Here is a 25,946-nt window from a genome sequence, read left to right on the forward strand (position 1 = left end):
CATGACCAACCCGGCCTTCAATGTGCTCTGGCTGCAGTCGGGCGGCTGCGGCGGCTGCAGCATGTCGCTGCTGTGCGCCGACACCACCGATTTCCATGGCCACCTGCGTGACGCCGGAATTCACCTGCTGTGGCATCCGTCCCTGTCGCTGGAAAGCGGCCATGAACTGATTGGCCTGCTGGAGCAAATCGTGTCCGGCCAGGTGCGGCTGGATGCGCTGTGCATCGAAGGCTCGCTGCTGCGCGGCCCGCACGGCAGCGGCCGCTTTCATGTGCTGGCCGGCACGGGCATTCCGATGATTCACTGGGTCAGGCAACTGGCGGCGCAGGCGCGTCATGTGGTGGCCGTGGGCAGTTGCGCAGCCTGGGGCGGCGTCACCGCCGGCGGCAGCAACCCGACCGACGCCTGTGGCCTGCAGTATGAAGATGACCGTCCCGGCGGCTTGCTGGGCAGCGAGTTCCGCTCTGCCAGCGGCCTGCCGGTGATCAACATTGCCGGCTGCCCAACCCATCCGGGCTGGGTCATTGACAGCCTGATGGCCCTGGCCAGCGAGACCCTGGGCGACGCCGACCTGGATACGCTGGGCCGGCCGCGCTTTTATGCCGACCAGCTGGTGCATCACGGCTGCACCCGCAACGAATACTACGAGTACAAGGCCAGCGCCGAAAAGCCGTCAGACCTGGGCTGCATGATGGAACACCGGGGCTGCAAGGGAACGCAGGTGCATGCCGACTGCAACACCCGCCTGTGGAATGGCGAGGGCTCCTGCACGCGCGGCGGCTATGCCTGCATCGCCTGCACCGAACCCGGCTTTCAGGAGCCTGGCCATCCGTTCCACGAAACGCCCAAGTTTGCCGGCATCCCGATTGGCCTGCCGACCGACATGCCCAAGGCCTGGTTCGTGGCGCTGGCATCGCTGTCCAAATCCGCCACGCCCCGGCGGGTCAAGCTCAATGCCGTGGCCGACCATCTGGTGGTGGCGCCCTTGGCCCGCAAGACACGCCTGAAATGAGCATGAAATGACCCGCCTGCTTGTCGGCCCCTTTAACCGCGTCGAGGGTGACCTCGAAGTCACGCTGGACATTGATGACGGGCGGGTCACCTCCGCCCGGGTGAATGCCCCGATGTACCGGGGGTTCGAGCAGATCCTGCAGGGCAAGAACCCGCACGATGCGCTGGTCTATGTGCCGCGCATCTGCGGCATCTGCTCGGTGTCCCAGTCGGTGGCCTGCGCCCGCGCCCTGGCCAGCCTGGGCGGCATCCAGCCCCCGCCCAATGGCCAGCATGTCACCAATGTGATGCTGGCCACCGAAAACCTGGCTGACCACCTGACGCATTTCTACCTGTTCTTCATGCCCGACTTCACCCGGCCGGTGTATGCCCGGCAGCCATGGCATGCCGAGGCCTTGCGCCGCTTTGCCCCGCAGACGGGCGAGCAGACGCGTTCTGCCATTGCCGCGCGCCAGCGCTGGTTCACGCTGCTCGGCACGCTGGCCGGAAAATGGCCGCACACCCAGAGCATCGAAGCCGGCGGCTCGACCCGCCCGGTGGAAGCGGCCGAACGGATTCGCCTGCTGGCGAAGGTGCGCGAATTCCGCAGCTTCCTGGAGCGCGAGCTGTTCGCCGCGCCGCTGGAGCTGATCACCGGCCTGGACAGCGAGCAAGCCCTGTGGGACTGGCATGCCCAGGATCCGTGGCGTGGTGATTTCCGGCTGTTCCTGAGCATGGTGCAAAGCGCTGGACTCGCCAGCCTGGGGCCGGGGCCGGGCCGCTACCTGAGTTACGGGGCCTATCCGCAGCCGGGCGGCGGCTTTGAATTCGGCAGTGGGGTCTGGCTTGCCAGCACGGGCAGCTTGATGCCGCTTGACGTGAGTGGCATCCGCGAAGACGCGACCCATGCCTGGCTGTCCGATGTCGCCGGGCCGCGCCATCCTGTCGAAGGCATCACGCTGCCCGATATTGACAAACCCGATGCCTACACCTGGAACAAGGCGCCCCGCCTGGCCGGGCAGGTGATCGAGACCGGCGCCATTGCCCGGCAGCTGGCGGCGGCTCATCCGCTGGAGCTCGATGCGGTGCGGCGCCATGGCGGCACGGTTTACACACGGGTACTGGCCCGCGTGCTGGAACTGGCCCGCGTGGTGCCCATGATGGAAAACTGGCTGCGGCAATTGCAGCCCAACGCGCCTTATTGCGTGCCAAGTCCGGCTTTTACCGAAGGCGTGGGCGTCGGCCTGAGCGAAGCCGCGCGCGGCAGCCTGGGCCACTGGGTGGTGGCCAGCCGGGGCCGGATCGCCAATTACCAGATCGTGGCCCCGACGACCTGGAACTTTTCACCGCGTGACAAGGCGGGCACGCCGGGCGCACTGGAGCAGGCGCTGGAAGGCGCCCTGGTACAGCCGGGCGAAGCCACGCCAGTCTCGGTGCAGCATATCGTGCGCTCGTTCGACCCTTGCATGGTGTGTACGGTGCATTGAAAATAGCGCATGCCCGCCTCATCAAACCCTGACGCTGCCCACGGCCGGCCGCCCGGTCTGGAAAGCCTGATGCCGGGCAACGCCATGGAGGGCCTGGACGAGTCCACCTGGGTGGACGTGATCCAGAAAATGGACGAGGTGTATTCGCAGCTCATCGACGACGAAATCGAGCTGGAGAAGAAAAATGCCGAGCTGGAGCAGTCCCAGCAGTTCATCCTCAGCGTGCTTTCGGCCATGTCCGACGTACTGCTGGTGTGCAACGAGCGCGGCGTGATCGAGGAAACCAATGCCGCGCTGTGCGAACTGGTGGGCCGCGCCGAGGCCGAACTGCACGGCACCTCCTTTTATGACTTGCTGGCTGACCCCGTCAGCGTGGAGCGGGCGCGCACCGTGCTGGACAACACCAACCCGCCGCGACGTGGCGAAGGACTGGAGCTGAACCTGCTCGACGCCCAGCGCCAGAGCGTGCCGGTCGATGCCAACTGCACCCCCCGCGTGGCTGCCAGCGGACGCCGCGTGGGCACGGTGTTCGTGGCCCGGCCCACGGCCGAGATCAAGCGCGCCTACCATGAGCTGCGCAGCGCCCATGAAGCCCTCAAGCGCGCCCAGCAGCAACTGCTGCATTCTGAAAAGATGGCCTCGCTGGGCCGCCTGGTGGCCGGCGTGGCGCATGAGCTAAACAATCCCATCAGTTTTGTGCTGGGCAATGTGCATGCGCTGAGCCGCTATTGCGACCGCCTGCGCCAGTACGTGGCGGCCGTGCATGCGGGCGAAAGCAGCGAGCAGCTCGAAGAACTGCGCGGCAGGCTGCGCATCGACCACATGCTGAATGATCTGCCGTCGCTCATCGAGGGCACGCTCGAAGGCGCGCAGCGCACGGCCAATATTGTCAATGGGCTCAAGCGTTTTTCGGCCATGGACCCGGAAGCTCGGGTGCCGGTCGATTTGAATGAGGTCATCAAGCGCGCCATTCACTGGGTCGGCAAAGGCGCAGCCCCCAGTTTTCAGGTGAAATGGCAGCCTGGACCTCCTTTGACCGTGACGGGCAGTTCTGGTCAACTGCAGCAGGTCTTGATGAACCTCTTGCAAAACGCACAAGACGCGATGACAGGCAATGCCGATGCGGAAAAAGTGGTATGGATTCGACCGGGAATCGTGTGCGCCTGCGTCTTCGTGACAACGGCCCGGGCATCGCGGCAGAACACTTGTCACGTATTTTTGATCCATTTTTCACCACCAAGCCCGTGGGCAAGGGAACTGGCCTGGGCTTGTCGATCAGCTATGGCATCGTGGAACAGCACGGTGGCGTGTTGAGCGTCAGCAACCACCCTGGTGGTGGCGCCGAGTTCTTGCTTGAACTGCCTGTTGCCTCCTGAATATCAGGCCCGCTTACCACTTGCCGCTTGGCCGTTTGCTTCTTATGGCTGCGGCAATCGCTTCCACGGCATCAGGCCGATTGCTGCGTTGCGCAAAATCCAGCGCTGTCAGCCCTTGTTGATTTTTGAGCTTCGGGTCGGCGCCTTCCTGGAGCAATAATTTAACGGACGCTGCTGAACCGTACATTGCGGCCATCATCAGTGGCGTGCTGCCGTTCGGCGACTCGGCATCTATGTACGCACTGCTTTCCAGCAGCAAGCTGATGATCGCAACCTGTCCACTGCTAGCGGCGTAATGCAGAGGCGTCCAGCCGGTCTTGTTGACGTCCGCGCCTTTTTTGATCAGTTTGTCAGCCCATTCCAGCTGTCCCTTGAGTGCTGCCAGCATCAATGCGCTTTCTCCCTGCGCGTTGAGTTTGTTCACATCGGTTTTGTTCCATTCGATCAAAACCTGCGCAGCCTTTGGCGAGGGCTCCCTTAATGCAAGGTACAGCCCGGTCTGGCTTTTGGCGTCTGTTGTATTGGCGTCAAAACCCCGGACAAGAAGTTCCTTGATCTTGCCTGCATTGTCTTGCTTGATGGCATTGAAAAAATCATCATAGGAGCCGGCATGTGCCAAGCCAGCGCCTGTAAAAACAAGGAGAAAAACCAGTTTCTTGAGGTAGCCGGGAATGGATATCGTCATGTGTTTACGCCCGTGAACAATTGTTCAAAATTCCGGCTGGTGGCCTGTGCAATCACTTCGAGTGATACCTGCTTGATCTCGCTGATTTTTTGTGCAACCAGGGGCACATAAGACGGATTGTTGGTCTTGCCACGATAAGGCATGGGCGCGAGATACGGGCTGTCGGTTTCGATCAAGATGCGGTCAAGCGGCACAAAACGGGCCACCTCCCGAATGTCGGCTGCATTTTTAAAGGTAATCACGCCTGAGAACGAGATGTAAAAACCAAGGTCGAGAGCGGCCCGTGCAACGGCCTGGGTTTCAGTGAAACAATGAAAAACGCCACGCGCGGGCGCGTTTTTTCCAGCGCTGCCACCCTCCTCTTTCAAAATGGCCAATGTGTCTTCTGAAGCATTTCGGGTGTGGATTACCAGGGGTTTCCCGGTGTGGCGCGCAGCGCGGATATGCACCCGAAAGCGTTCGCGCTGCCATTCCATGTCGGCGACAGTGCGCTCGCCAAGCCGGTAGTAGTCCAGGCCTGTTTCGCCAATCCCGACTACTTTTGCCAAACCTGCAAATCTTACAAGATCGTCAAAGCCGGGTTCCTGCACGTCCTGATTGTCAGGGTGTACGCCAACGGTGCACCAGAAATTGTCATAGGTGGTGGCGAGTTGATGAACCGTTTCAAACTCTTCCAGGGTGGTGCAGATACACAATGCCCTGTCAACCTGGGCTGTTTGCATGGCTTGCCTGATTTCAGGCAGGTTTTCCCTGAGTTCCGGGAAACTCAGATGGCAATGTGAATCAGTGAACATTGATTTCTAATTTAAATTATGTAGATGAGATTCAAATCGTATGCGTGGGCCGGTTCGACCCCAGGCTGGAACCCAAAATTTCTTCGACTTTGGCCTTGAGTACGCGTGATTTCTCGTCGGAGGGAAACTTCACGCCAATGCCTTGTACCTGGTTGCCGGCCGCATGGGCTGGCGTGATCCATGCGACTTTTCCCGTGACCGGGTGGCGTTGCGTTTCATCCGGAAGCGTCAGCAAAACATAAATATCGTCGCCAAGCTTGTACTCGCGGGTGGTGGAAATAAAGATACCTCCATCCTTGAACAGCGGAATATAAGCCGAATAAAGCTCACTTTTCTCCTTGATGATCAACTGGATAATGCTGGGCCGGGATGCCGGGGCGGCGGCAGGACTGGAGAGAGGTTTTGTGCTCATGACGCTAATTTTTCCATGACGGTTTATCTGGCATTGAGTGCTGTCTTTGCACGGCTGACCAGGGATTCAATCAGCAAGCCGGGGTTGTAGGGATGCTCAACGGTACGGGCAATGGCGTTCAGATCCCTGGACCAGCTGGCCAGCGCCTGCAGGCCGGCTCCAGCCGGATGATGAAGCGCACCGCCTGGCTTGCCTGAAGCCAGTGCGGGCAGGTCTTTTGCGCTGAAAAAACGGGGAGACGCACCCACCCGGATCGCCCACATGTCGTGGCAAAGCTTTTGCAGGGCATCCACCGCCGTGGCCGGCGCCCAGTCAGTCAGGGCGCTTACATCGCCCCGGGCCATGGCTTTGGGCAAAGCCTGCCAATGCTGCGCCGCTTCGGCAGCCGGGCTGTTTTGCGCCCACGTCAGCGCGTCCGCGGGACGGCCGCCAGCCCCCAGCAACAGCGTCTTCAAATCAGCGGCTTCAGGAGGAGCGAGCTGCTTTTTCAGGTTGCCTTCCGCACTATTCCTAGGGGCAGCTTCGCTGCCAAGCCAGGCCAAAGCCTGCTCAAAATCAGGCCAGACCATGGTGTGACCCAGGCAGCGGCTGCGGATCGTCGGCAGCAGCTGATGCGCCGCTTCGGTGGCCAGAATGAATTTGACCGCGCCTGGCGGCTCTTCCAGGGTTTTCAGCAGCGTATTGGCCGTGATGTGGTTCATGCGTTCGGCAGGAAACACCAGAACGACCTTGGTCGTTCCGCGCGAGCGGGTGAACTGCGTGAACGACACGGCTTCGCGCGCCGCATCGACCTTGATTTCCTTGCTGGGCTTGCGCTTTTTGCTGTCCAGCTCGTCCTGCGTTTTTTCATCCAGTGGCCAGCCCAGCGCCAGCGACAGGGTTTCGGGCAGCAACATGCAGAGGTCGGCATGTGTATGGACCTCGACCGCATGGCAGCTGCCGCAGTGGCCGCAAGCCCCCTGCGCCGTCGGCTGTTCGCACAGCCAGGCGGCTGCCAGCGCCAGCGCCAGTTCAAACTGTCCGAGCCCCGACGGCCCGCCAAGCAGCCAGGCATGGCCGCGCTGCGCCAGAAGGCTTTCCAGCTGGATTTGCAGCCAGGGGGCCAGGCGCCTGGAAGCTGTCAAGGGTGTATTGGCGTCGTTCATGGCAAGGCAGCGGCTTGCAGCCATCCCTTTTCGACAAACACCTGCCGGATACCCTGCCATACGGCTTCGCGGTTTTGCGAGGCATCAATCCGGGCAAAGCGTTCGGGATGGCCAAGCTGGCGCTCGGCGTAGCCCCTGGCAACACGGCGGAAAAACTCCACCGGCTGCGACTCGAACCTGTCGGGGACGCGGCTGTCCGCCAGGCGCAGGGCGGCCTCTTCGGGCGGCAGGTCGAACCAGACCGTCAGGTGGGGCTCAATGACGGTTTCGACTTCGGGCTTCATCGGCTGGTTGCCGGTCGGGTCGCCCAGCAGGCCTTCATCGGACTGCACCCAGCGCTCCAGCGTCGCCAGCACCTTCACATCAAAGCCGCGCCCCGCGCCCTGATAGGCAAAGGTCGCGTCGGTGAAGCGGTCGCACAGCACCACGTCGCCGCGCAGCAGGGCCGGCGCAATCACGCGCACCAGGTGGTCGCGCCGGGCGGCAAAAATCAGCAGCGACTCGGTCAGCGGGTCCATGGCATCGTCCAGCACCATGTTGCGCAGTTTTTCGGCCAGCAAGGTGCCGCCCGGCTCGCGCGTCAGGGTCACTGCCCTGCCCTCGGATTGGAAGGCGTCGGCCAGGCCGGCAATGTGCGTCGATTTTCCGGCGCCGTCGATGCCTTCAAAGCTGATGAAAAGGCCGTGGTGGGTCATGATGTTTATCGGCCTCGAATGTATTTGTTGACGGCACGGTTGTGCCCGTCCAGGTTGTCGCTGAACTCGCTGCTGCCATCGCCGCGCGAGACGAAGTAAAGCGCCTTGGTCGGTGCGGGCTGCACCGCTGCCAGCAGGGCCGCTTTTCCGGGCATGGCGATGGGCGTCGGCGGCAGTCCAGTACGGGTGTAGGTGTTGTAGGGCGTGTCCAGTTGCAGGTCGCGCTTTCGCAGGTTGCCGTCAAACTGGACACCCAGGCCATAAATCACGGTGGGGTCTGTCTGCAAGGGCATGCCGATGCGCAGGCGGTTGCTGAAAACGCCGCCAATCTGCGCCCGGTCTGAGGTTTTCCCGGTTTCCTTCTCAACAATGCTGGCCAGGATCAGCGCCTGCTCCGGCGACTTCAAGGGGGTATCGGCGCTGCGCAGGCTCCAGGCGGCATCGAGCCGCCTGTCCATCGCGCGGGCGGCACGCCTGAGCAAGGCCAGATCACTGGAGCCTTTGGCATAGGTATAGGTGTCGGGGAAAAACCGGCCTTCAGGATGGATGCCAGGCTTGCCCAGCTTTTCCATGATGATTTCGGGGCTTAGCGCAACAGTGTCGGGCATTAGCTGCTCTGCTTTTTGTAGCGCATCGCGAACCTGCCTGAAAGTCCAGCCTTCGACCAGGGTGATATTTTTAAGCGTTTCCTCACCGCGCACCAGCATGCTCAGCAGTTTGCGCGGCGAAGTGCCTGGAAGCAGTTCATAACTGCCGGCCTTGATCAGCCGGGCCTGCCCCGAGAAACGAAACCATGTCTGCAGCAAAAGCACGGGCACGTCAGCGCCGCTGGCAACCACCGCCTCAGCGACGCCGTTGGCCGTTGTGCCATATTCAATTTCAAGGTCAGCCACTAGACTGCCTGGTTGCAGCCGCAGCGGCATGGGTTCGTGCAGCCACCACAGGGCCGCGCCAGACAGCGCCAGCACGGCGGCAAACAACAGCATCAGCAGACTTGTAAAAACACGACGCACAGCCCAATGACCTTTTCAACAAACGAAACCAGAAAAACCACGGGGCTATGATAATTCAGGCCATCTACCCCCACCACAACGGACCGCTCCATGACCCTGACCAGCCCAACGCCGCCTATTTCGGGCATTGTCCAATTGACGCATCTCGGGCTCATTCGGGCCGTTGGTGAAGATGCCGTGAAGTTTTTGCAAGGCCAGCTGACGCAGGACGTGGCTTTGCTGGACTTGACGCAAGCCCATCTGGCAGCGTTTTGCAATGCCAAGGGCCGGATGCAGGCCAGCTTTATTCTGTTCAAGCGCAGCCAGGAGGAGGTTTTACTGGTCTGCAGCCGTGACATTCTGGCAGCAACGCTCAAGCGCCTGTCGATGTTTGTCATGCGCGCCAAGGCAAAACTGAGCGATGCCAGCGACGAGTTTTCGCTCTATGGCGTGGCGGGAAGCGCTATCGAATCCATAGCTGCTGGCACACAACCGGCCTGGACAAAAGCTGATATTGGTGATGCAAACATGGTATTTCTTTACCCCGGCGCCGGCCAGTTGCGCGCGCTGTGGTGCGCGCCTGCCGCCTCGCCCGCACCCCAGGCGGCAGGCATTGATCTGCAAGCGTGGAACTGGCTTGAAGTGCAGTCGGGCATCGCCATGATCACCCAGCCGATTTTTGAAGCTTTTGTGCCGCAAATGCTCAACTATGAGTCGGTCGGCGGCGTGAACTTCAAGAAAGGCTGCTATCCGGGCCAGGAAATCGTGGCGCGCAGCCAGTATCGCGGCACGCTCAAGCGGCGCGCCTACCTGGTGCATGCCGATGCAGCGCCTGCCGTCGGGCAGGAAGTGTTTCATGCGAAGGATGCCGATCAGCCTTGCGGACTGGTCGCGGCGGCGGCGGCGAATCCGGCCGGCGGTTTTGACGCGATTGTGTCGATACAGACCTCTGCGACGGCTGATGCGGCGGAACATGCTGGTGAGAAGCGCCTGACCCTGGGCAGTTCGACAGGCACGGCCCTGACGCTGCTGCCGCTGCCCTACCCTTTGCTTGCTGATATTTAAACCCATGGCGGCCAAAGTCTTGCCATGTGCCTGATTGCCTTTGCCATCGGCGCTTCGCAGCGCTGGCCTTTGGTGATTGCGTCGAATCGGGACGAGTTTTTAAACCGGCCGACGCTGCCGCTTGCCCGGTGGCAAACGCCCCGTGGACAGGAAATCATTTCCGGGCGGGATGTGCGCGCAGGCGGAACCTGGCTCGGCATGACACCCGGTGGACGCGTGGCTTTCCTGACCAATGTGCGCGAAGCCGAGCCGAAAGCTGCCTTGCTTTCCCGGGGTGAACTGGTCACCCGCTGGCTGCAAGCCGATGGCGATGCTGAAAGCTTTGTAGCGTCGCTGGAAAAAGGCGAAGGCACTTATGGCGGCTTCAACCTGGTGCTGGGCGATGTCCAGCGCAATGCCTGGCACTGGCTGACCAACAAGTCGATGGCGTCCGTTTCAGGCTGGCAGACGCAAGCGCTGGAGCCCGGCGTGTATGGGCTGTCGAATGCAGCGCTGGACACGCCCTGGCCCAAAACGCTTGAATTGAAGCAGCGTTTGGCGGCGGCCTTGCGTCAGGAAACGAAACCCGATGACCTGGAGGTTCTGCGAAGTCCCCTTTGGTCAGCGCTGGCGAATCGCCAGCGAGCGCCTGCCGGTAAATTGCCCGTTACGGGCGTTTCCCAGGCGAGGGAACTGGCCTTGTCCAGTGCTTTTGTCGAGCTTCCGGAACATGCCTACGGGACGCGCTGCAGTACGGTGCTGGTGGCCAGCAGGAAAGAAGATGGTGCATCGGCACAGTCCCTGGAAATTGATGTTCAGGAACAGACTTATTTCCGTTCTGAAACCGATGGAATGCCAGAGGTGCGAATAGCTTGCACTGCCGCATTGAGCTTTTTTGTTGATTCGGTATTTTAAAAAATACGTGTAGATTACATTTAAACAGATGATGCGTGCTCGCTACACCTCTTGCCCTTGTTGTCTCACTGTGGATGTTTCAGGTGAAATGCATGACGCAGCGCCCGGGCTGCATCGGCATGCGCGTGGCGGGCCTCGGGAATGATGCGGCCCATCTTGATGAATTCATGGGTCACGCCACGGTAAATCTCCAGATCGACCGCCACTCCGGCAGCCCGCAGCCTGTCGGCATACATCAGCCCTTCATCGACCAGCGGGTCGCATTCGGCCAGCCCGAACCAGGCCGGCGCCACATCGTCCACCTGCGCGGCATTGAGCGGCGCAAAACGCCAGTCTTCCCGGTCAGCCGGGCCGCGCAGGTAGTGGTTGAAAAACCAGCTGATGTCCACCTCGTCCAGCACAAACCCCTTGGCGAACCGGCGGTGCGAAGCCGTGTCCTGGTGCGCCGCGCAGCCGGGGTAAAACAGCAGTTGCAGCGCCAGCGGCAAGCCGGCGTCGCGGGCCAGCAGCGCGCACATCGCGGCCAGCGTGCCGCCCGCGCTGTCGCCGCCTACCGCCAGATGCCGCGCATCAAGCCCCAGTTCAGCCGCGTGGCCTGCGAGCCATTGCAGCGCGTCCCAGGCGTCGTGGGCCGCCGTGGGAAACTGGTATTCGGGCGCCAGCCGGTAGTCCACCGACACCACCGCGCAGCCGGCCAGATGGCTGAGCTGGCGGCACAGCACATCGTGGGTGGCGATACTGCCAATCGTGAAGCCGCCGCCATGAAAATACACCAGCACGGGTAGCGCTTGAGCCGATGGCGCGTACAGACGGGCCGGAACGGCATGGTCGTCACGCACCGGAATGCTGAAATCCTCGACCCGCGCCAGGGCCGGTTTGGAAATTTCCAGCACGCCTGAACCCGCTTCGTAGGCCGAGCGGGCTTGCTGCGGTGTCAGCGTGTGAAATGGCGCACGACCGGCGCGTGCCATGCGGCTGAGCACATCGCGCATCGCGGGCGTCAGCAGGCTTTCGGGGGTTCTGAAATGCATTTAACGGGACGCCACGCAAACCGGCAGCGTCTGCACGGGCGCGCCAAAACGAAGCATCGCCAAAGTGGCTGCCATCAGGGTTTTCTTGTCATTCAAAGTAAGTTCCAGCCATTAAAGTAGGATTTTCGGCAACAGCCTCGCATCGTACAACGCAGAAAGAGACGCAATCATGGCCTTCATTTACTACGTCACCCAGGTGCAGTTCGAATTCGGCGCCATCCAGCTGCTCAGCCAGGAATGCAAGCGCGTCGGCATCACCCGGCCCCTCGTCGTGACCGACCCGGGCGTGAAGGCGGCAGGCATTTTGCAAAAGGCGCTGGACGCCCTGCCCGGCATGGCGGTCGCGGTGTTTGACCAGACGCCGTCCAACCCGACCGAAGCGGCGGTGCTTGCGGCTGCCGCGTTGTACAAGGCGAATGATTGCGACGGGCTGATTGCCGTGGGCGGCGGCTCGGCGATTGACTGCGCCAAGGGCGTGGCCATTGCGGCGACGCACGAAGGCCCGCTCACCCGCTACGCCACCATCGAAGGCGGCTCACCAAAAATCACCGAGCGCGCCGCCCCGCTGATTGCAGTTCCGACCACCAGCGGCACCGGCAGCGAAGTCGCGCGCGGCGCGATCATCATCGTGGACGACCACCGCAAGCTCGGCTTTCATTCCTGGCACCTGGTACCGAAAACGGCGATTTGCGACCCCGAACTGACACTCGGCCTGCCCGCGCGCCTGACCGCCGCCACCGGCATGGACGCGATTGCGCACTGCATGGAAACCTTCATGTCCGCCGCCTTCAACCCGCCGGCCGATGGCATTGCGCTCGACGGCCTGGAGCGCGGCTGGGCGCACATCGAGCGAGCCACGCGCGATGGCGGCGACCGCGAAGCGCGGCTGAACATGATGAGCGCCTCGATGCAGGGCGCCATGGCCTTCCAGAAAGGCCTGGGCTGCGTGCATTCGCTGAGCCACAGCCTGGGCGGGGTTGATCCGCGCCTGCACCATGGCGCGCTGAACGCCGTGTTTTTGCCGGCCGTGGTGCGCTTCAACGCCGGGGCCGAATCGGTGCAAAAAGAGCATCGGCTGGTGCGCATGGCCCGCGTCATGGGCCTGTCGTCCGGCAGCGAGATTCCCGACGCCATCAAGGCCATGAACGCCCGCCTCGGGCTGGCTTCGGGCCTGGCTGAAATGGGCGTGCGGCGTGACCAGTTCAGCCCCATCATCGAAGGCGCGTTGGCCGACCATTGCCACCAGACCAACCCACGCCTGGCCAGCGTGCAGGACTACGAGGCAATGCTGGAAGATTCGATGTGAGATGCGATTCGCCAGAGTCAGGCACCAGGCCGCTATTGAATACATAGCTGCTACCGCCTGTGGCTATTGCGCAAAAGCCCTGTTTGACTGTTAAAAATCGTCTTTTTTACCGTGGGAGCAGGAAACGCTATTTCTTCAGCCCCGCCAGCTTGCTGAACGCCGATTCCATCGCAGTTGATGCTGGCTGCGGCGCGCCCTGCCGCGCTCCACCTCGGTTTTGCGCGCCGGGCCGGGCGCTTTCAAAGCGATTGTCGCGCGGGGCGTCACGGCGCGCTGGCGCAGCGTCCAGCTTCATGGTCAGCGCGATGCGCTTGCGCGCCACATCCACCTCGGTCACGCGCACCTTGACGATGTCGCCGGTCTTGACGACTTCGCGCGCATCGGTCACGAATTTGTTGGACAGCTGGCTCACATGCACCAGGCCGTCCTGATGCACGCCGATATCAATGAACGCGCCAAAGGCCGCCACGTTGCTGACCGTGCCTTCGAGCAGCATGCCCTCCTTCAAGTGCCGGATGTCTTCCACGCCGTCGTTGAAGCGCGCCACCTTGAAGTCGGGGCGCGGGTCGCGCGCGGGCTTTTCCAGCTCGGCCAGGATGTCCTTCACCGTGATGACGCCGAACTTCTCGTTGGCGAACAGCTCGGGCTTGAGCGTCTTGAGCATCTCGGCGCGGCCCATCAGCTCGGCCACGGGCCGGCCGGTGTGCGCCATGATCTTTTCAACCACCGCGTAGGTTTCCGGATGCACGCCGGTCATGTCCAGCGGATTCGTGCCGCCGCGCAGGCGCAAAAAGCCCGCGCTCTGCTCGAAGGTCTTGGCGCCCAGCCCCGTGACCTTGAGCAAGTCGGCGCGGCTGCCGAACGCGCCGTTCGCATCGCGCCAGCGCACCACCGACTTGGCCACCGTCTGGCTCAGCCCCGACACCCGCGCCAGCAGCGGCACGCTGGCGGTGTTCAGGTCCACGCCGACGCTGTTCACGCAGTCCTCGACCACCGCGCTCAGGCTGCGCGCCAGGTCGCTCTGGTTCACGTCGTGCTGGTACTGGCCGACGCCAATCGATTTCGGGTCGATCTTGACCAGCTCGGCCAGCGGGTCTTGCAGGCGGCGCGCAATGCTGGCCGCGCCGCGCAGGCTCACGTCCACATCGGGCATTTCCTGGCTGGCGAATTCGCTGGCTGAATAGACCGAAGCCCCGGCTTCGCTGACCACTACCTTTTCGATAGCTGCCTGCGCTTGTCCAGCGTGCGCTACAGCCGATTTAGCCATGATTTTTATCAAATCGGCGGCCAGCTTGTCGGTTTCACGGCTGGCGGTGCCGTTGCCGATGGCGATCAGGTTCACGCCGTGTTTTTCGCAGAGCCTGGCCAGCGTGTGCAGCGAGCCGTCCCAGTCCTTGCGCGGCTCGTGCGGAAACACCGTGGCGGTTTCGACCAGCTTGCCGGTCGTATCGACCACCGCCACCTTCACGCCGGTGCGAATGCCGGGGTCCAGCCCCATCACCACGCGCGGGCCGGCGGGCGCGGCCAGCAGCAGATCACGCAAGTTGTCGGCAAACACCTTGATGGCGACTTTCTCGGCGTCTTCCCGCAGGCGGGTGAACAAATCGCGCTCCAGCGACAGGCTGAGCTTGACGCGCCAGGTCCAGGCAACGCATTTGCGGATCAGGTCATCGGCCGGCCGCGCCTTGTGACTCCAGCCCAGGTGCAAGGCGATTTTTCCTTCGGCGATGCTTGGCTTGCCGGCCTCGGGCGGCTCGGGCAGCACCAGCTTGGCGTCCAGAATCTCCAGCCCCCGGCCCCGAAACACGGCCAGCGCGCGGTGCGACGGCACGCGGCCAATCGGCTCGTCGTAGTCGAAATAATCGCGGAACTTGGCGATGTCGGCGTTGTTCTCGTCCTTGCCGCTGACCAGCTTGGACGACAGAAGCCCTTCGCTCCAGAGCCATTGGCGCAGCGACTGCACCAGCGGCGCGTCCTCGGCCCAGCGCTCGCTCAGGATGTCGCGCACCCCGTCGAGCACCGCCTGCACGGTGGTGAAATCGTCGCCGCTCTCGTTCTTTTCGGCCTTCACGTACGCCGCAGCCTCATCCACGGGAACCAGCGACGGGTCGGCAAACAGCCGGTTGGCCAGCGGCTCGATGCCGGATTCGCGGGCAATCTGGCCCTTGGTGCGGCGTTTGGGCTTGTAGGGCAGGTACAGGTCTTCCAGATCCTGCTTGGTGGCGGCGAATTCAATGGCCGCGCGCAATTCGGGCGTCAGCTTGCCCTGCTCGTCAATGCTGTTGAGGACCGTTTCCCGGCGGCTTTCCAGTTCGCGCAGATAAGACAGCCGCTGCTCCAGTTCGCGCAGCTGGATGTCGTCCAGCCCGCCGGTGGCTTCCTTGCGGTAGCGCGCAATGAAGGGCACCGTGGCCCCGCCATCGAGCAGCTCCACGGCGGTCTTGATCTGGTGTTCATGAACCCTGATTTCGGTAGCGATCTGGCGAATGATTTTTTGCATGGTCAAGAAAGGTTGGGCAGCCGATTGTGGCGATCTTTTAGCTGCCCCGGGTGCGCTTCCCGTGCAAGCTGACGCCAAAGGGCGGAATTGTCCCACAGTCAAATTGGTCTTCCGCGCCCATAATTCCGGCCAGTTACAGCGCGATTTTTGCCAACAAACAGGGAGTTTTTCATGCGTTTTCGCACCATTTTTCTGGTCCTCGCCATTGTGCTGATTTCAGGCTTCGTGGCACTGAACGTGGATGAATTCACGCGCATCAGCACGCTGAGCCTGGGCTTCACCACCATCCAGGTGTCGCTGGGCCTGGTCATGCTGGTATTGCTGATCGCCACCCTGGTGATATTTTTGGCCAGCACGCTGTACATGCAGAGTCGAAACGTGCTCGAAGCGCGAACCCACACGCGTGAACTCAATGCCCAGCGTGAACTGGCGGACAAGGCTGAAGCATCGCGCTTCACCGAACTGCGCGCCTACCTGGAAGCGCAAGTGGTGGCGGAGCAGCAGCGCGAGACAGCCCTGGGAACCGTGCTGGCGGACCGTTTTGCCCAGCAGCAGCAAGTGCTCCTGGCACGCATGGAACAGATGGACAACACCCTGGCCGCCTACATGGGCGAACTGGAAGAACGGCTGGTGCAGCGCACCGGTGCCGTGTCCTACAACCTGTCGCCCGACAACAGCAACACGGCATTGAGATAAGCCCCAGCCGTCACGCCAGCGGGATGATGCTATAAAAATAGAAACGCACTACGCCCGCTGGTATTGCGCAAAACGGGTATTTTGCTTAAAAACATCCGCCAAACTCGCCCCTACATGACGCCAGGCACCGATTGCAGACGCTGCTGGCGCGAGAAAAAATTCCACATCAGCAGCGTGGCATCAGGGCCTTCGGGCGCGCTGTAGTCCAGGCTGCCCTCGCCGCCGCTCCAGGCATGGCCGAGCAGGTCGATTTCGCACTTCATCACCATCGGCTTTCGGCCCGCGTAGTAGGTTGCCGTCTTGTAGGCGCGGCGCGGACTGCGGCCAGTGCTGCGCCCGGCATAGCTGCGCACGACCGGCTCGGTGCTGGTGATGAACGGCGCGTCAACCAGCGCAAACTGCGCCGTCAGGTGATCGACATTGACGCGCCGCACCACCGGATCGGTCTTGCCCTGGATCAGCATCACCGGCATGCCGGGAAACTTCATCTGCACGTCGGTAAACTCCCGGACCGCTTCCGGGTGCTTGATGCCCGCTCCCTGCTGCATCGCCTGGAACCCGCCCAGCGCGGAGTCGCTCGTCCCATAGACCGGCGCCGAGTGCAGGCCGGCGGCGGCAATCAGCCGGGGATGGCGCAAGGCCAGGATGGCCGCCAGGCCGGCGCCGGCCGACAGTCCCGCCACATAGGTGCGCGAGGTATCCAGCCGGTGCCGGGCTTGCACCTGCTTGATCATTTCGGCAATCAGCTCGACATCGCCCTGCCCCTGCTGGGTGGCACGCCGGTACCAGTGCCAGCAGCGGTTCGAATCGGTTGCCACCGACTGCTGCGGATACAGCACCGCGAAACCCTTGCGCTCGGCCAGCTGGTTCATCCGGGTTGAAGCGGCAAAGTCCGTGGCGGTCTGCTTGCAGCCGTGCAGCATGACCACCAGCGGCCGGGGTTCCTTGGAAAGCACCGAAGGCAGGTAAAGCCAGTAGAGCATGCGGCGGGCCGGAGCCAGCCCCGTTCCCGGCAGCGTGAAAAACGATTTTTTCCAGCTGCCAGGCAGGAGCGGCAGCACGCTGGCGGCGGGCTGGGCAGGAGCGGCGGCTGGCTTGCGGCGCGGCTTGGCAGCTTTTACAACTGTCGTTTTGACAGCCTTGATGTTTTTGAGGGTGATCGGACGGATCGTTTTGGCGGCCTTGGCACGCTTTGCCACCGGCGCGCGAACGACGGGGGTCAGCAGGCTTTTGAAGAGCTTGCGGCCCTGCGCCTGCTGTACCTTGCCGACGCGGCGCAGATTTTTCAGCCAGAGGCTGGTCAGACTTTTTGTCATGGTTCCATGGCTTGATGAGAGGATGAATAAGCTGAAAGCCAGCGGCCGTGCAAAAACGGGCCGGGCTTTGCATCTTTTTAAAGCATTGCGGACCATTTTGCTGCATTGCAACAAAATGGCTTGTAAGCGGGTTTCCCCAAAACCGGACAGTCGCCGGATAATTCGCTCCATCCTCCAGACCGCGCCTCGGGCTCGCCAGGCGCGCGTCAAACCAAATTTTTCGTATTTCTCTTCTGTTTTCACCACCATGCATGATTTCTTGACCGCCGCGCTCTATAAATTTGTTGAACTGCCCGACTTTGCCGATCTCCAGGCGCCGCTGCTGGCCTGCTGCGAAGCCCATGGCGTCAAGGGCACGCTGCTGCTGGCGTCCGAAGGCATCAACGGCACGATTGCCGGAACGCACGATGGCGTTCATGCCGTGCTGTCTTTCTTGCACAACGATCCGCGCCTGGCCACGCTGGAGCACAAGGAAGCGCATGCGGCGCAGATGCCTTTTTACCGGATGAAGGTTCGCCTGAAAAAGGAAATCGTCACCCTCGGCGTTCCCGATGTCCACCCGGCGCTGATGGCTGGCGAATATGTCAAGCCGCAGGACTGGAACCAGCTGCTGGCCGACCCCAGCCTGGTGCTGGTCGATACGCGCAATGACTACGAAGTCGCCATCGGCAGCTTCAAGGGCGCCATCAACCCGGCGACGCACAGCTTTTCAGAGCTGCCCGGCTGGGTCGAAAAGGAAATGGCCGAAGGCGGCTGCCTGGCGCCCGTCGATGGCAAAAAGCCCAGGGTCGCCATGTTCTGCACCGGCGGCATCCGCTGCGAGAAGTCCACCGCCTTCATGCGCGCCAAGGGATTCGACGAGGTCTATCACCTCGAAGGCGGCATCCTCAAGTACCTCGAAACCATGCCCCAGGCGCAAAGCCAGTGGCAGGGCGAATGCTTTGTATTTGACGAGCGGGTTTCGGTGGGCCATGGCCTGAACCCCGGCGACTTCACGCTGTGCCGCTCCTGCCGCGACCCGCTGAGCGCCGAAGACCGGCAATCGCCGCTGTATGAACTCGGCGTGAGTTGCGCGCACTGCCACGCGCGCACGACCGACGAGCAAAAGCAGGGCTACCGCGAACGCCAGCGCCAGGTCGAGCTGGCGGCGACGCGCCACCAATCCCATATTGGCGTGCGCCAGCCGGGCAGCGAGTGAAATAAGGATGCGGTCAGCAATAACTTCCCTGCGTCATACCCGCGAAGGCGGGTATCCAGACTCGTTTGAGCGCTTCAGCCCGTGTTGCTGGATTCCCGCCTTCGCGGGAATGACGGACGGGAAGTTATTCTTTGCCAGATCCTAAGCGTGAATCAGCCCCTGCCCGTGCTGTATTCGTTTCGCCGCTGCCCCTATGCGATGCGCGCCCGCATGGCCATCGCCGTGAGCGGCCAGCGCTGCGAGTTGCGTGAAGTCCTGCTGAAAAACAAACCGCCCGAGATGCTGTCCGCCTCGCCCAAGGCCACCGTGCCTGTGCTGGTGCTGACCGATGGCACGGTGATCGAGCAAAGCCTGGAGATCATGCTCTGGGCGCTGGCGCAAAACGACCCGCAGGGCTGGCTCGCTTCAGACGGCGCCGGCCTGGAGGCCCAGCAGGCGCTGATCGCCGTCAACGATGGCGCATTCAAGCAGCATCTGGACCGCTACAAATACCCCAGCCGCTACCCGCACGAACACGCAGGCCATGAGCAGGAGTTTGTTCAGATGCACCGGCTTGGCGCTGCAGGCTGGCTGCTGGAGCTTGAAGGCCGGCTGCTTCGCCATCTCTGGCTGTTTGGCCCCGCCGCCAGCCTGGCCGACATCGCCATCCTGCCTTTTGTGCGGCAGTTCGCGCATACCGATGCTGCGTGGTTCGCGGCGCAGCCCTGGGCGCATCTGGCGGGCTGGCTCGCGCGCTGGGAATCCGGGGCGCTGTTTGCGCAGGTCATGGAAAAATACCCGCCCTGGCAGGCCGGGCTGGCGCCTGTCGAGTTCGCGCCGGCTGCATAAAACTCAGCGCTCGAAGCGTTTGGACAGCACCACCGAGGTGTGGGTGCGCTCAACTCCTTCAATCAGGCCGATGCGGTTGATCAGCGCGTCCAGCCCTTCTATCGAGCCGGCCTGGACGATGGCGATCATGTCGAAGGCGCCGCTGATGGACAGCAGGGAGCGCACTTCGGGAATCCGGCGCAGCGCGGCTTCGACCGGACCCGAGAGCTTGGGGCCGACCGTGAGCATCACATGCGCGGCGACCTGCGACTGCTCATGGGCCGCCCCGGTGCGCGCGCCATAGCCGGTGATCACCCGGTCGCGCTCCAGCCGCGCGATGCGCGCCTGCACGGCGGTACGCGACAAGCCGACCTTGCGCGCCAGCAAGGCCACCGGGCAGCGCGCATTTTCTCGCAGCTCGTTGAGCAGGGTTTGGTCAATGGCGTCCAGTTTCATGCGAAATGTAGTGTCAGCTATGTCGATTCGCCTGAATTATTGCGTCGATTCGCATGAATTGCTACTAGCAACTGGCATGCGCCGCTCCCACAATGAATGAAGGTTTCATGCTTTGGAGGTTTCAACAAGGAGATTGCGATGAAAAAAATCATGCTTGTCGGCGCCGGCAACATCGGCTCGACCATTGCCGCCCTGCTGGATGCGGCCGGCGATTACGCGGTCACGGTGGTGGATGCGTCGCCCGCCGCGCTGGTCAGCGTCACGCCGGGCGAGCGGGTTCAGGTGAAAACGCTGGACATCACCCAGCCGGACGCTCTGCGCGCAGCCCTTGCCGGGCAATTCGCGGTGCTGAGCGCCGCACCGTTTCATCTCACGACGGCGATTGCCGAGGCCGCCGTTGCCGAAAAAGTGCATTACCTGGACCTGACCGAAGACGTCGCCAGCACCCGGCGCGTGCGGGAGCTGGCCGCCAGCGCGCAGTCGGTGCTGATCCCGCAATGCGGCCTGGCGCCGGGCTTTGTGTCCATCGTGGCGGCCGACCTGTGCCGGCGTTTTGACAGCCTGCACAGCGTGCGCATGCGCGTGGGCGCGCTGCCGCAGTTCCCGTCGAACGCGCTCAACTACAACCTGACCTGGAGCACCGATGGCGTCATCAATGAATACTGCGAGCCCTGCGAGGCCATTGTCGAAGGCGTGCCGCGCCAGGTGCCGGCGCTGGCCGAGGACGAGGAGTTTTCGCTCGACGGCGTGACCTACGAGGCGTTCAACACCTCGGGCGGCCTCGGAACGCTGTGCGAGACGCTGGCCGGCCGGGTCGTCAACCTCAACTACAAGACCATACGCTACCCCGGCCACGCCGCCATCATGAAGGCCCTGCTGAACGACCTGCGGCTGCGCGACCATCGCCATGTGCTCAAGGACATCCTGGAAAACGCCCTGCCGGCCGCGTTGCAGGACGTGGTGATTGTGTTTGTGACCGTCAGCGGCCTGCGCGATGGCCGGCTGATGCAGGAAACCTATGCGCACAAGGTCTATAGCCAGTTGCTGGGCGGCACGCTGCGCAGCGCCATCCAGGTCACGACCGCCGCCGGCATCTGCACCGCGCTTGACCTGCTGGCGAGCGGACGCTTGCCGGCGCGGGGCTTTATCCGCCAGGAAGACATGGCGCTGGCCGATTTCCTGGACAACCGCTTTGGCGCGGTCTATGCCGGCGGGCCTGCCGCCAGCCCGCCCCGGCGGGCTGACCCGCGCGTGGCTGCTGGCCATACCGCTCCTGCCCATAAATTCAAGGATTTAAGGCCTCTTGCGCACGGCGGACGGGCGCCTACAGCTATCAATTAAGTAGCAACCCTGCATAAAGCCACTCAGGACGCAGGCTCAGGAACGATGGCCTCGGCGTAGTCGTACAGGGCGCCCAGAATCGCTTCGCCGCGCTCGTCGGCGGTTTGCGCCAGCGCATCAATCCCGGCAAACAAGGCATCGACATTGCGCGCCCCGCCCTCGCCGTCCAGCAGCCGCGCTGCGCGATGCGCTTCCCAGCGCTGACGGTCTTCAGGGTTCAGGGTTTCGGGGAAATTGCGCGCACGGTAGCGAAACACCAGTTCCTTCAGCCGCCCGTCGTCAAAGCCCATGCGGCTGTGCGCCAGTTCGGCGCCGGACATCTCGCGCAACTGGTTCAGCCTGCGGCGGTCGTCGTTGCCGATGAAGCCGCCATACAGGTTTTCATCCACATCGGGCTCGGCTTCAGCCGGCCGCCTGAACACCTGGGGCCAGATCGCGCTCATGTCGGGCAGGCCAGCGGCAATTTCGGCATGGTGCAGCGCTTTTTCAGTGTCCACGCCCCAGCGCGCCGCCATTTCAGGGCTCAGGGTAGCGAGGTTGCGCACCACCATCGGCGACTTGTTCAGGTGCACCGACTTGATCGGCAGGCGCAGCACGCCCTCGGGCAAATCCGCCGACTTGCTAAACAGCCGCAGGCGCAGCGTGGCGACATCGAGCAGCGGCAACTCGCTCGGGTCATGCGCCAAGTCCCAGGCCAGCACTTCGTTCTTGTTGGCCGGATGGGTGGCCAGCGGAAACATGACGGCCAGGCAGCCGCGCTCGGCCGGGAACATGCCCGAGACATGCAGGAAAGGCCTGGCCATCCGGGCGGTGGCGGGCAAACCCAGTTCGGCCGATACCCGGGCTTTTTTGTGCAAACCCAGGCAAAAGTCAAACAGCTTGGGCTGGGCGGTGCGAACCAGCCGGGCCAAGGCAATCGTGGCGCGAACGTCTGACAGGGCATCGTGCGCCGTCTCATGCAGCAGGCCATTGGCGCGCGCCAGGTCTTCAAGCTTGAAACTCGGCTTGCCGTCTTCCTTCAAGGGCCAGACGATACCGTCAGGCCGCAGCGCATAGGCCATGCGCACCACGTCGAGCAAATCCCAGCGGCCGCATTCGTTTTGCCATTCGCGGCCATACGGGTCGATCAGGTTGCGCCAGAACAGGTGGCGCGTCACCTCGTCATCAAAACGGATGGTGTTGTAGCCCACGCCAATCGTGCCGGGCTGCGCCAGCACCTGCTCGATCTGCGCGGCAAACGCGTGCTCGGGCACGCCGTGCTCCAGGCAATGCTGCGGCGTGATGCCGGTGAGGACGCACGACTCCGGGTCGGGCAAGTAGTCGTTGGCCGGCTGGCAATAAATCATCAGCGGCTCGCCGATTTCGTTGAGTTCGGCGTCCGTGCGAATCCCGGCAAACTGCGCCGGCCGGTCGCGACGCGTATTGAGGCCAAACGTCTCATAGTCGTGCCAGAGAAAGGTGTGGGAATCCATCGTTGTCAACTTTGTATTTTTCAAGTAAAAACAGCTGTTTGCGCAATCAGGGCGGGTGCAAGCAGCTACTATTTTTATAGCGCCATGCAAAAAGGCCGGCAGCGTGAAGCTGCCGGCCTTTCTGGATTTCAGTGCGCTTTCCGTGCGGCACTACTCAATTGTCAAAACGATCAACTCGCCTCGGCCGCTTCCGGCTCCGGCTTGGCACGGCCTTCGCGCTTGGCCAGCGGCTGGATGTCGAGTTCGACTTCGCCGGTTTCCACGCCTTTTTCGTCGGTCGTGACCTTCATGTCCACCGTCAGGCGGCCGCCTTCGGTCAGCCGGCCGAACAGCAGCTCGTCGGCCAGCGCACGGCGGATCGTGTCCTGGATCAGTCGCTGCATCGGACGAGCGCCCATGAGCGGATCGAAGCCCTTCTTGCCGAGGTACTTGCGCAGCACGTCGGTGAAGGTCACTTCGACCTTCTTCTCGGCCAGCTGGGTTTCAAGCTGCAGCAGGAACTTGTCCACGACGCGCAGGATCACCACTTCGTCGAGCGCCTTGAAGCTCACCACCGCATCGAGGCGGTTGCGGAACTCGGGCGTGAACAGGCGCTTGATGTCGGCCATTTCGTCGCCCGCTTCACGCGGGTTGGTGAAACCGATGGTCGCCTTGTTCATCGTCTCGGCGCCGGCATTGGTCGTCATGACGATGATCACGTTGCGGAAATCGGCCTTGCGCCCGTTGTTGTCCGTCAGCGTGCCGTGGTCCATGACCTGCAGCAGCACGTTGAAGATGTCCGGATGCGCCTTTTCGATTTCGTCAAGCAGCAGCACGCAATGCGGCTTCTTGGTCACCGCCTCGGTCAGCAGCCCGCCCTGGTCGAAGCCCACATAGCCCGGAGGCGCGCCGATCAGGCGGCTCACGGCATGGCGCTCCATGTACTCGGACATGTCAAAGCGGATCAGCTCGATGCCCATGATGTAGGCCAGCTGCTTCGCCGCTTCGGTCTTGCCGACGCCGGTGGGGCCGGAGAACAGGAAGGAGCCAATCGGCTTGTCGTCCTTGCCCAGTCCCGAGCGCGCCATCTTGACGGCCGATGCCAGCACATCCAGCGCCTTGTCCTGGCCGAACACCACGCTCTTCAGGTCGCGTTCGAGCGTCTTGAGCTTGCCGCGGTCATCGTTCGACACGTTGGCGGGCGGAATACGGGCGATCTTGGCCACGATTTCCTCCACCTCGGTCTTGGTGATGGTTTTCTTGCGCTTGTTGGCCGGCAAGATACGCTGGGCAGCGCCCGCCTCGTCAATCACGTCAATCGCCTTGTCGGGCAGATGGCGGTCGTTGATGTACTTGGCGCTGAGTTCGGCCGCAGCCTGCAGCGCAGCCAGCGCGTACTTGACGCCATGGTGTTCTTCAAAGCGCGACTTCAGGCCCTTGAGGATATCGACGGTTTCCTGCACCGTCGGCTCGACCACATCAACCTTCTGGAAGCGCCGCGACAGGGCCGCGTCCTTTTCGAAAATGCCGCGGTATTCGGTGAAGGTGGTGGCGCCAATGCACTTGAGCTGACCCGAACTGAGGGCCGGCTTGAGCAGGTTGGAGGCATCCAGCGTTCCGCCCGAGGCCGCGCCGGCACCGATCAGGGTATGGATCTCGTCGATGAACAAGATGCCGTTGGGCTTGTCCTTCAGCGACTTGAGAACGCCCTTGAGCCGCTGCTCGAAGTCGCCCCGGTACTTGGTTCCGGCCAGCAAGGCGCCCATGTCGAGCGAGTACACATTGGCTTCGGCCAGGATTTCAGGCACGTCCTTTTGCGTGATGCGCCAGGCCAGGCCCTCGGCAATCGCCGTCTTGCCCACGCCGGCCTCGCCCACCAGCAGCGGGTTGTTCTTGCGCCTGCGGCACAGGATCTGGATCACGCGCTCGACTTCGTAGTGGCGGCCGATCAGCGGATCAATCTTGCCTTCCTTGGCAAGCTGGTTCAGGTTGACCGTGTACTGCTCCAGCGGCGAGGCTTTTTCATTTTTCTCGCCACTCTCTTCGTTTTCGGCAGCGGTCTCGCCCGTCTTGGTGGGCTCTGGCGGATCGCTTTTCTTGATGCCGTGGGCAATGAAGTTGACCACATCCAAGCGCGTGACACCCTGCTGGTGCAGGTAATAGACCGCATGCGAGTCTTTTTCGCCAAAAATGGCAACCAGCACATTGGCGCCGGTCACTTCCTTCTTGCCGCTGCCCGTGGACTGCACATGCATGATCGCGCGCTGGATGACGCGCTGGAAGCCCAAGGTAGGCTGGGTATCGACATCATCGCTGCCGGCCACCTGTGGCGTGTTGTCCTTGATGAAATTGGCAAGCGACTTGCGCAAATCATCCACATTGGCTGAGCAGGCGCGCAGCACTTCAGCGGCACTGGGGTTGTCCAGCAAGGCCAGCAGCAGGTGTTCCACGGTGATGAATTCGTGGCGTTGCTGGCGAGCCTCGACAAAGGCCATGTGCAAGCTGACTTCTAATTCCTGGGCAATCATAGATTTTCCTTTCGGCTTGCGTGGATAAATACGTTACTTGAATATTCTGAACTCTAGGAGGATATTGTCCAGTTTTACCGTTATTCAATGGGTTCGCTGACACATTGCAGCGGATGGCCATTTTTTCGGGCTGCTTCCGTGACCTGGTCAACCTTGGTTGCCGCGACATCTCTGGAGAATACTCCGCAAATGCCTTTTCCATCGAGATGGATCTTGAGCATGATCTGGGTCGCGGTTTCACGGTCCTTGTTGAAAAATTCCTGGATGACCACCACCACAAACTCCATCGGCGTGTAGTCATCGTTGAGCAGCACCACCTGGTACATCTGAGGCGGTTTTGTTTTTTGCGGGCGGCGTTCCAGCACCACCGAGTCCCCGCCGTTCACGTCGGCAGGCTTGACGGCAGGAGTTGGCGGTTGCGCCGGAGATTTAGGGGGTTTTGTTGCCATGGAAATCATTCTAGCCATCGATATCATTCGTTGCAGCGGATAAGACAATTGGTGGCGGGCAAGCGACATTCAAGCGGGTGCCAGGTTTTTGAAGGACAAGCATCCACCAAGGCATGAAAAAACCGCCTCGGGATCGCTCCCGGGCGGTCTGCGCGGCCAGTTCAGGCCAGCTTCGATCATTCTCTATCGAATCAGCCGCAACCCGCATAGATGCTTGATTCTTTATCATATCAACCTCAACTATGGCTCCAAATATGGCTCCATTCAGGGCAATTGCATTTGAAGAAATTTGAGCGGAAAGGCCAAAAGCTGGTGTTCACTCAAGCATTTTT

At 62.1% G+C, this 25,946-nt stretch carries 22 protein-coding genes and 1 pseudogene; 10 read left to right on the forward strand and 13 right to left on the reverse strand.

The window, feature by feature from the left end; all coding sequences use genetic code 11:
• Window position 1: 1 nt before the first annotated feature.
• The 3 genes and pseudogenes from ABLV49_RS10400 to ABLV49_RS26035 all read left to right on the forward strand — a co-directional run bounded on the left by ABLV49_RS10400 (window position 2) and on the right by ABLV49_RS26035 (window position 3,853).
• A complete protein-coding gene (locus tag ABLV49_RS10400; RefSeq protein ID WP_011801345.1) occupies window positions 2–1,012 on the forward strand; it encodes an NADH ubiquinone dehydrogenase in 1,011 nt (336 codons plus the stop codon).
• Between the two features lie 7 nt (window positions 1,013–1,019).
• Window positions 1,020–2,477 carry a nickel-dependent hydrogenase large subunit gene (locus ABLV49_RS10405; RefSeq protein ID WP_349281543.1) on the forward strand — a complete coding sequence of 486 codons (1,458 nt, stop codon included), beginning with the start codon at window positions 1,020–1,022 and terminating at the stop codon, window positions 2,475–2,477.
• A gap of 69 nt (window positions 2,478–2,546) precedes the next feature.
• Window positions 2,547–3,853: pseudogene (locus tag ABLV49_RS26035) on the forward strand (sensor histidine kinase).
• Between the two features lie 13 nt (window positions 3,854–3,866).
• Here ABLV49_RS26035 and ABLV49_RS10420 read toward each other — a convergent pair.
• The 6 genes from ABLV49_RS10420 to mltG are packed head-to-tail and all read right to left on the reverse strand — an operon-like array spanning window position 3,867 to window position 8,570.
• Window positions 3,867–4,538, reverse strand: a complete 672-nt coding sequence (locus ABLV49_RS10420; protein ID WP_349276352.1) for an ankyrin repeat domain-containing protein — start codon at window positions 4,536–4,538, stop codon at window positions 3,867–3,869.
• Entirely contained in the window at window positions 4,535–5,332 is a 798-nt protein-coding gene (locus ABLV49_RS10425) for a TatD family hydrolase (protein WP_349276353.1), read from the reverse strand. Before ABLV49_RS10425 ends, ABLV49_RS10420 begins: the two co-directional genes overlap by 4 nt.
• Window positions 5,333–5,363: 31 nt before the next feature.
• Window positions 5,364–5,744 carry a PilZ domain-containing protein gene (locus ABLV49_RS10430; RefSeq protein WP_349276354.1) on the reverse strand — a complete coding sequence of 127 codons (381 nt, stop codon included), beginning with the start codon at window positions 5,742–5,744 and terminating at the stop codon, window positions 5,364–5,366.
• Between the two features lie 23 nt (window positions 5,745–5,767).
• Window positions 5,768–6,889, reverse strand: coding sequence for a DNA polymerase III subunit delta' (locus ABLV49_RS10435; protein WP_349276355.1), 1,122 nt, complete (start codon window positions 6,887–6,889; stop codon window positions 5,768–5,770).
• Window positions 6,886–7,584 carry a dTMP kinase gene (gene tmk, locus ABLV49_RS10440; RefSeq protein ID WP_349276356.1) on the reverse strand — a complete coding sequence of 233 codons (699 nt, stop codon included), beginning with the start codon at window positions 7,582–7,584 and terminating at the stop codon, window positions 6,886–6,888. The genes ABLV49_RS10435 and tmk overlap by 4 nt, the downstream gene beginning before the upstream one ends.
• A 5-nt stretch (window positions 7,585–7,589) precedes the next feature.
• Window positions 7,590–8,570, reverse strand: a complete 981-nt coding sequence (mltG, locus tag ABLV49_RS10445) for an endolytic transglycosylase MltG (RefSeq protein WP_349276357.1) — start codon at window positions 8,568–8,570, stop codon at window positions 7,590–7,592.
• A gap of 117 nt (window positions 8,571–8,687) precedes the next feature.
• Between mltG and ABLV49_RS10450 the strand changes: the two genes are divergently transcribed.
• Window positions 8,688–9,641 (forward strand): YgfZ/GcvT domain-containing protein, encoded by a 954-nt coding sequence (locus ABLV49_RS10450; protein WP_349276358.1) that lies wholly within the window; start codon window positions 8,688–8,690, stop codon window positions 9,639–9,641.
• A gap of 24 nt (window positions 9,642–9,665) precedes the next feature.
• Window positions 9,666–10,535 (forward strand): NRDE family protein, encoded by an 870-nt coding sequence (locus ABLV49_RS10455; RefSeq protein ID WP_349276359.1) that lies wholly within the window; start codon window positions 9,666–9,668, stop codon window positions 10,533–10,535.
• A gap of 65 nt (window positions 10,536–10,600) precedes the next feature.
• Here ABLV49_RS10455 and ABLV49_RS10460 read toward each other — a convergent pair whose 3' ends face one another.
• Window positions 10,601–11,566, reverse strand: coding sequence for an alpha/beta hydrolase (locus tag ABLV49_RS10460; RefSeq protein WP_349276360.1), 966 nt, complete (start codon window positions 11,564–11,566; stop codon window positions 10,601–10,603).
• A 169-nt stretch (window positions 11,567–11,735) separates the two neighbouring features.
• Between ABLV49_RS10460 and ABLV49_RS10465 the strand changes: the two genes are divergently transcribed.
• Entirely contained in the window at window positions 11,736–12,872 is a 1,137-nt protein-coding gene (locus ABLV49_RS10465; protein ID WP_349276361.1) for an iron-containing alcohol dehydrogenase, read from the forward strand.
• Between the two features lie 127 nt (window positions 12,873–12,999).
• On the opposite strand, the gene ABLV49_RS10470 is transcribed toward ABLV49_RS10465, so the two are convergent.
• Window positions 13,000–15,372 (reverse strand): Tex family protein, encoded by a 2,373-nt coding sequence (locus ABLV49_RS10470; RefSeq protein WP_349276362.1) that lies wholly within the window; start codon window positions 15,370–15,372, stop codon window positions 13,000–13,002.
• A 171-nt stretch (window positions 15,373–15,543) separates the two neighbouring features.
• On the opposite strand from ABLV49_RS10470, the gene ABLV49_RS10475 reads away from it, so the two are divergent.
• Window positions 15,544–16,068, forward strand: coding sequence for a hypothetical protein (locus ABLV49_RS10475; protein ID WP_349276363.1), 525 nt, complete (start codon window positions 15,544–15,546; stop codon window positions 16,066–16,068).
• Window positions 16,069–16,178: 110 nt separating this feature from the next.
• Here ABLV49_RS10475 and ABLV49_RS10480 read toward each other — a convergent pair whose 3' ends face one another.
• A complete protein-coding gene (locus ABLV49_RS10480) occupies window positions 16,179–17,384 on the reverse strand; it encodes an extracellular catalytic domain type 1 short-chain-length polyhydroxyalkanoate depolymerase (protein WP_349276364.1) in 1,206 nt (401 codons plus the stop codon).
• 247 nt (window positions 17,385–17,631) lie between these two features.
• Here ABLV49_RS10480 and ABLV49_RS10485 point away from each other — a divergent pair, with 247 nt between their 5' ends.
• Together ABLV49_RS10485 and ABLV49_RS10490 are read left to right on the forward strand one after the other, a co-directional pair.
• On the forward strand, window positions 17,632–18,582 hold the full coding sequence (locus ABLV49_RS10485; RefSeq protein WP_349276365.1) for a rhodanese-related sulfurtransferase: 951 nt from the start codon (window positions 17,632–17,634) through the stop codon (window positions 18,580–18,582).
• A 147-nt stretch (window positions 18,583–18,729) separates the two neighbouring features.
• A complete protein-coding gene (locus tag ABLV49_RS10490; RefSeq protein ID WP_349276366.1) occupies window positions 18,730–19,410 on the forward strand; it encodes a glutathione S-transferase in 681 nt (226 codons plus the stop codon).
• A 3-nt stretch (window positions 19,411–19,413) separates the two neighbouring features.
• Here ABLV49_RS10490 and ABLV49_RS10495 read toward each other — a convergent pair whose 3' ends face one another.
• Entirely contained in the window at window positions 19,414–19,845 is a 432-nt protein-coding gene (locus ABLV49_RS10495; RefSeq protein WP_349276367.1) for an Lrp/AsnC family transcriptional regulator, read from the reverse strand.
• Between the two features lie 138 nt (window positions 19,846–19,983).
• On the opposite strand from ABLV49_RS10495, the gene ABLV49_RS10500 reads away from it, so the two are divergent.
• Window positions 19,984–21,186 (forward strand): saccharopine dehydrogenase family protein, encoded by a 1,203-nt coding sequence (locus ABLV49_RS10500; protein WP_349276368.1) that lies wholly within the window; start codon window positions 19,984–19,986, stop codon window positions 21,184–21,186.
• A gap of 23 nt (window positions 21,187–21,209) precedes the next feature.
• Here ABLV49_RS10500 and sbcB read toward each other — a convergent pair whose 3' ends face one another.
• From sbcB to clpS, 3 genes are all read right to left on the reverse strand, one after another.
• Window positions 21,210–22,658, reverse strand: a complete 1,449-nt coding sequence (sbcB, locus tag ABLV49_RS10505) for an exodeoxyribonuclease I (protein ID WP_349276369.1) — start codon at window positions 22,656–22,658, stop codon at window positions 21,210–21,212.
• A gap of 170 nt (window positions 22,659–22,828) precedes the next feature.
• Complete coding sequence (gene clpA / locus ABLV49_RS10510; protein ID WP_349276370.1) at window positions 22,829–25,165, reverse strand: ATP-dependent Clp protease ATP-binding subunit ClpA; 2,337 nt, start codon at window positions 25,163–25,165, stop codon at window positions 22,829–22,831.
• 80 nt (window positions 25,166–25,245) lie between these two features.
• Entirely contained in the window at window positions 25,246–25,614 is a 369-nt protein-coding gene (gene clpS, locus ABLV49_RS10515; protein WP_083758033.1) for an ATP-dependent Clp protease adapter ClpS, read from the reverse strand.
• Window positions 25,615–25,946: the final 332 nt, after the last annotated feature.

This window comes from Polaromonas hydrogenivorans, assembly GCF_040105105.1.
Lineage (GTDB): Bacteria > Pseudomonadota > Gammaproteobacteria > Burkholderiales > Burkholderiaceae_C > Polaromonas > Polaromonas hydrogenivorans.

Excerpts from the sequence above, each read along its gene's own strand:
- ABLV49_RS10400 (WP_011801345.1), top strand. The coding sequence starts at position 2 with ATGACCAACCCGGCCTTCAATGTGCTCTGGCTGCAGTCGGGCGGCTGC.
- ABLV49_RS10405 (WP_349281543.1), top strand. The coding sequence starts at position 1,020 with ATGACCCGCCTGCTTGTCGGCCCCTTTAACCGCGTCGAGGGTGACCTC.
- ABLV49_RS10420 (WP_349276352.1), bottom strand. The coding sequence starts at position 4,538 with ATGACGATATCCATTCCCGGCTACCTCAAGAAACTGGTTTTTCTCCTT.
- ABLV49_RS10425 (WP_349276353.1), bottom strand. The coding sequence starts at position 5,332 with ATGTTCACTGATTCACATTGCCATCTGAGTTTCCCGGAACTCAGGGAA.
- ABLV49_RS10430 (WP_349276354.1), bottom strand. The coding sequence starts at position 5,744 with ATGAGCACAAAACCTCTCTCCAGTCCTGCCGCCGCCCCGGCATCCCGG.
- ABLV49_RS10435 (WP_349276355.1), bottom strand. The coding sequence starts at position 6,889 with ATGAACGACGCCAATACACCCTTGACAGCTTCCAGGCGCCTGGCCCCC.
- tmk (WP_349276356.1), bottom strand. The coding sequence starts at position 7,584 with ATGACCCACCACGGCCTTTTCATCAGCTTTGAAGGCATCGACGGCGCC.
- mltG (WP_349276357.1), bottom strand. The coding sequence starts at position 8,570 with ATGCTGTTGTTTGCCGCCGTGCTGGCGCTGTCTGGCGCGGCCCTGTGG.
- ABLV49_RS10450 (WP_349276358.1), top strand. The coding sequence starts at position 8,688 with ATGACCCTGACCAGCCCAACGCCGCCTATTTCGGGCATTGTCCAATTG.
- ABLV49_RS10455 (WP_349276359.1), top strand. The coding sequence starts at position 9,666 with ATGTGCCTGATTGCCTTTGCCATCGGCGCTTCGCAGCGCTGGCCTTTG.
- ABLV49_RS10460 (WP_349276360.1), bottom strand. The coding sequence starts at position 11,566 with ATGCATTTCAGAACCCCCGAAAGCCTGCTGACGCCCGCGATGCGCGAT.
- ABLV49_RS10465 (WP_349276361.1), top strand. The coding sequence starts at position 11,736 with ATGGCCTTCATTTACTACGTCACCCAGGTGCAGTTCGAATTCGGCGCC.
- ABLV49_RS10470 (WP_349276362.1), bottom strand. The coding sequence starts at position 15,372 with ATGCAAAAAATCATTCGCCAGATCGCTACCGAAATCAGGGTTCATGAA.
- ABLV49_RS10475 (WP_349276363.1), top strand. The coding sequence starts at position 15,544 with ATGCGTTTTCGCACCATTTTTCTGGTCCTCGCCATTGTGCTGATTTCA.
- ABLV49_RS10480 (WP_349276364.1), bottom strand. The coding sequence starts at position 17,384 with ATGACAAAAAGTCTGACCAGCCTCTGGCTGAAAAATCTGCGCCGCGTC.
- ABLV49_RS10485 (WP_349276365.1), top strand. The coding sequence starts at position 17,632 with ATGCATGATTTCTTGACCGCCGCGCTCTATAAATTTGTTGAACTGCCC.
- ABLV49_RS10495 (WP_349276367.1), bottom strand. The coding sequence starts at position 19,845 with ATGAAACTGGACGCCATTGACCAAACCCTGCTCAACGAGCTGCGAGAA.
- ABLV49_RS10500 (WP_349276368.1), top strand. The coding sequence starts at position 19,984 with ATGAAAAAAATCATGCTTGTCGGCGCCGGCAACATCGGCTCGACCATT.
- sbcB (WP_349276369.1), bottom strand. The coding sequence starts at position 22,658 with ATGGATTCCCACACCTTTCTCTGGCACGACTATGAGACGTTTGGCCTC.
- clpA (WP_349276370.1), bottom strand. The coding sequence starts at position 25,165 with ATGATTGCCCAGGAATTAGAAGTCAGCTTGCACATGGCCTTTGTCGAG.
- clpS (WP_083758033.1), bottom strand. The coding sequence starts at position 25,614 with ATGGCAACAAAACCCCCTAAATCTCCGGCGCAACCGCCAACTCCTGCC.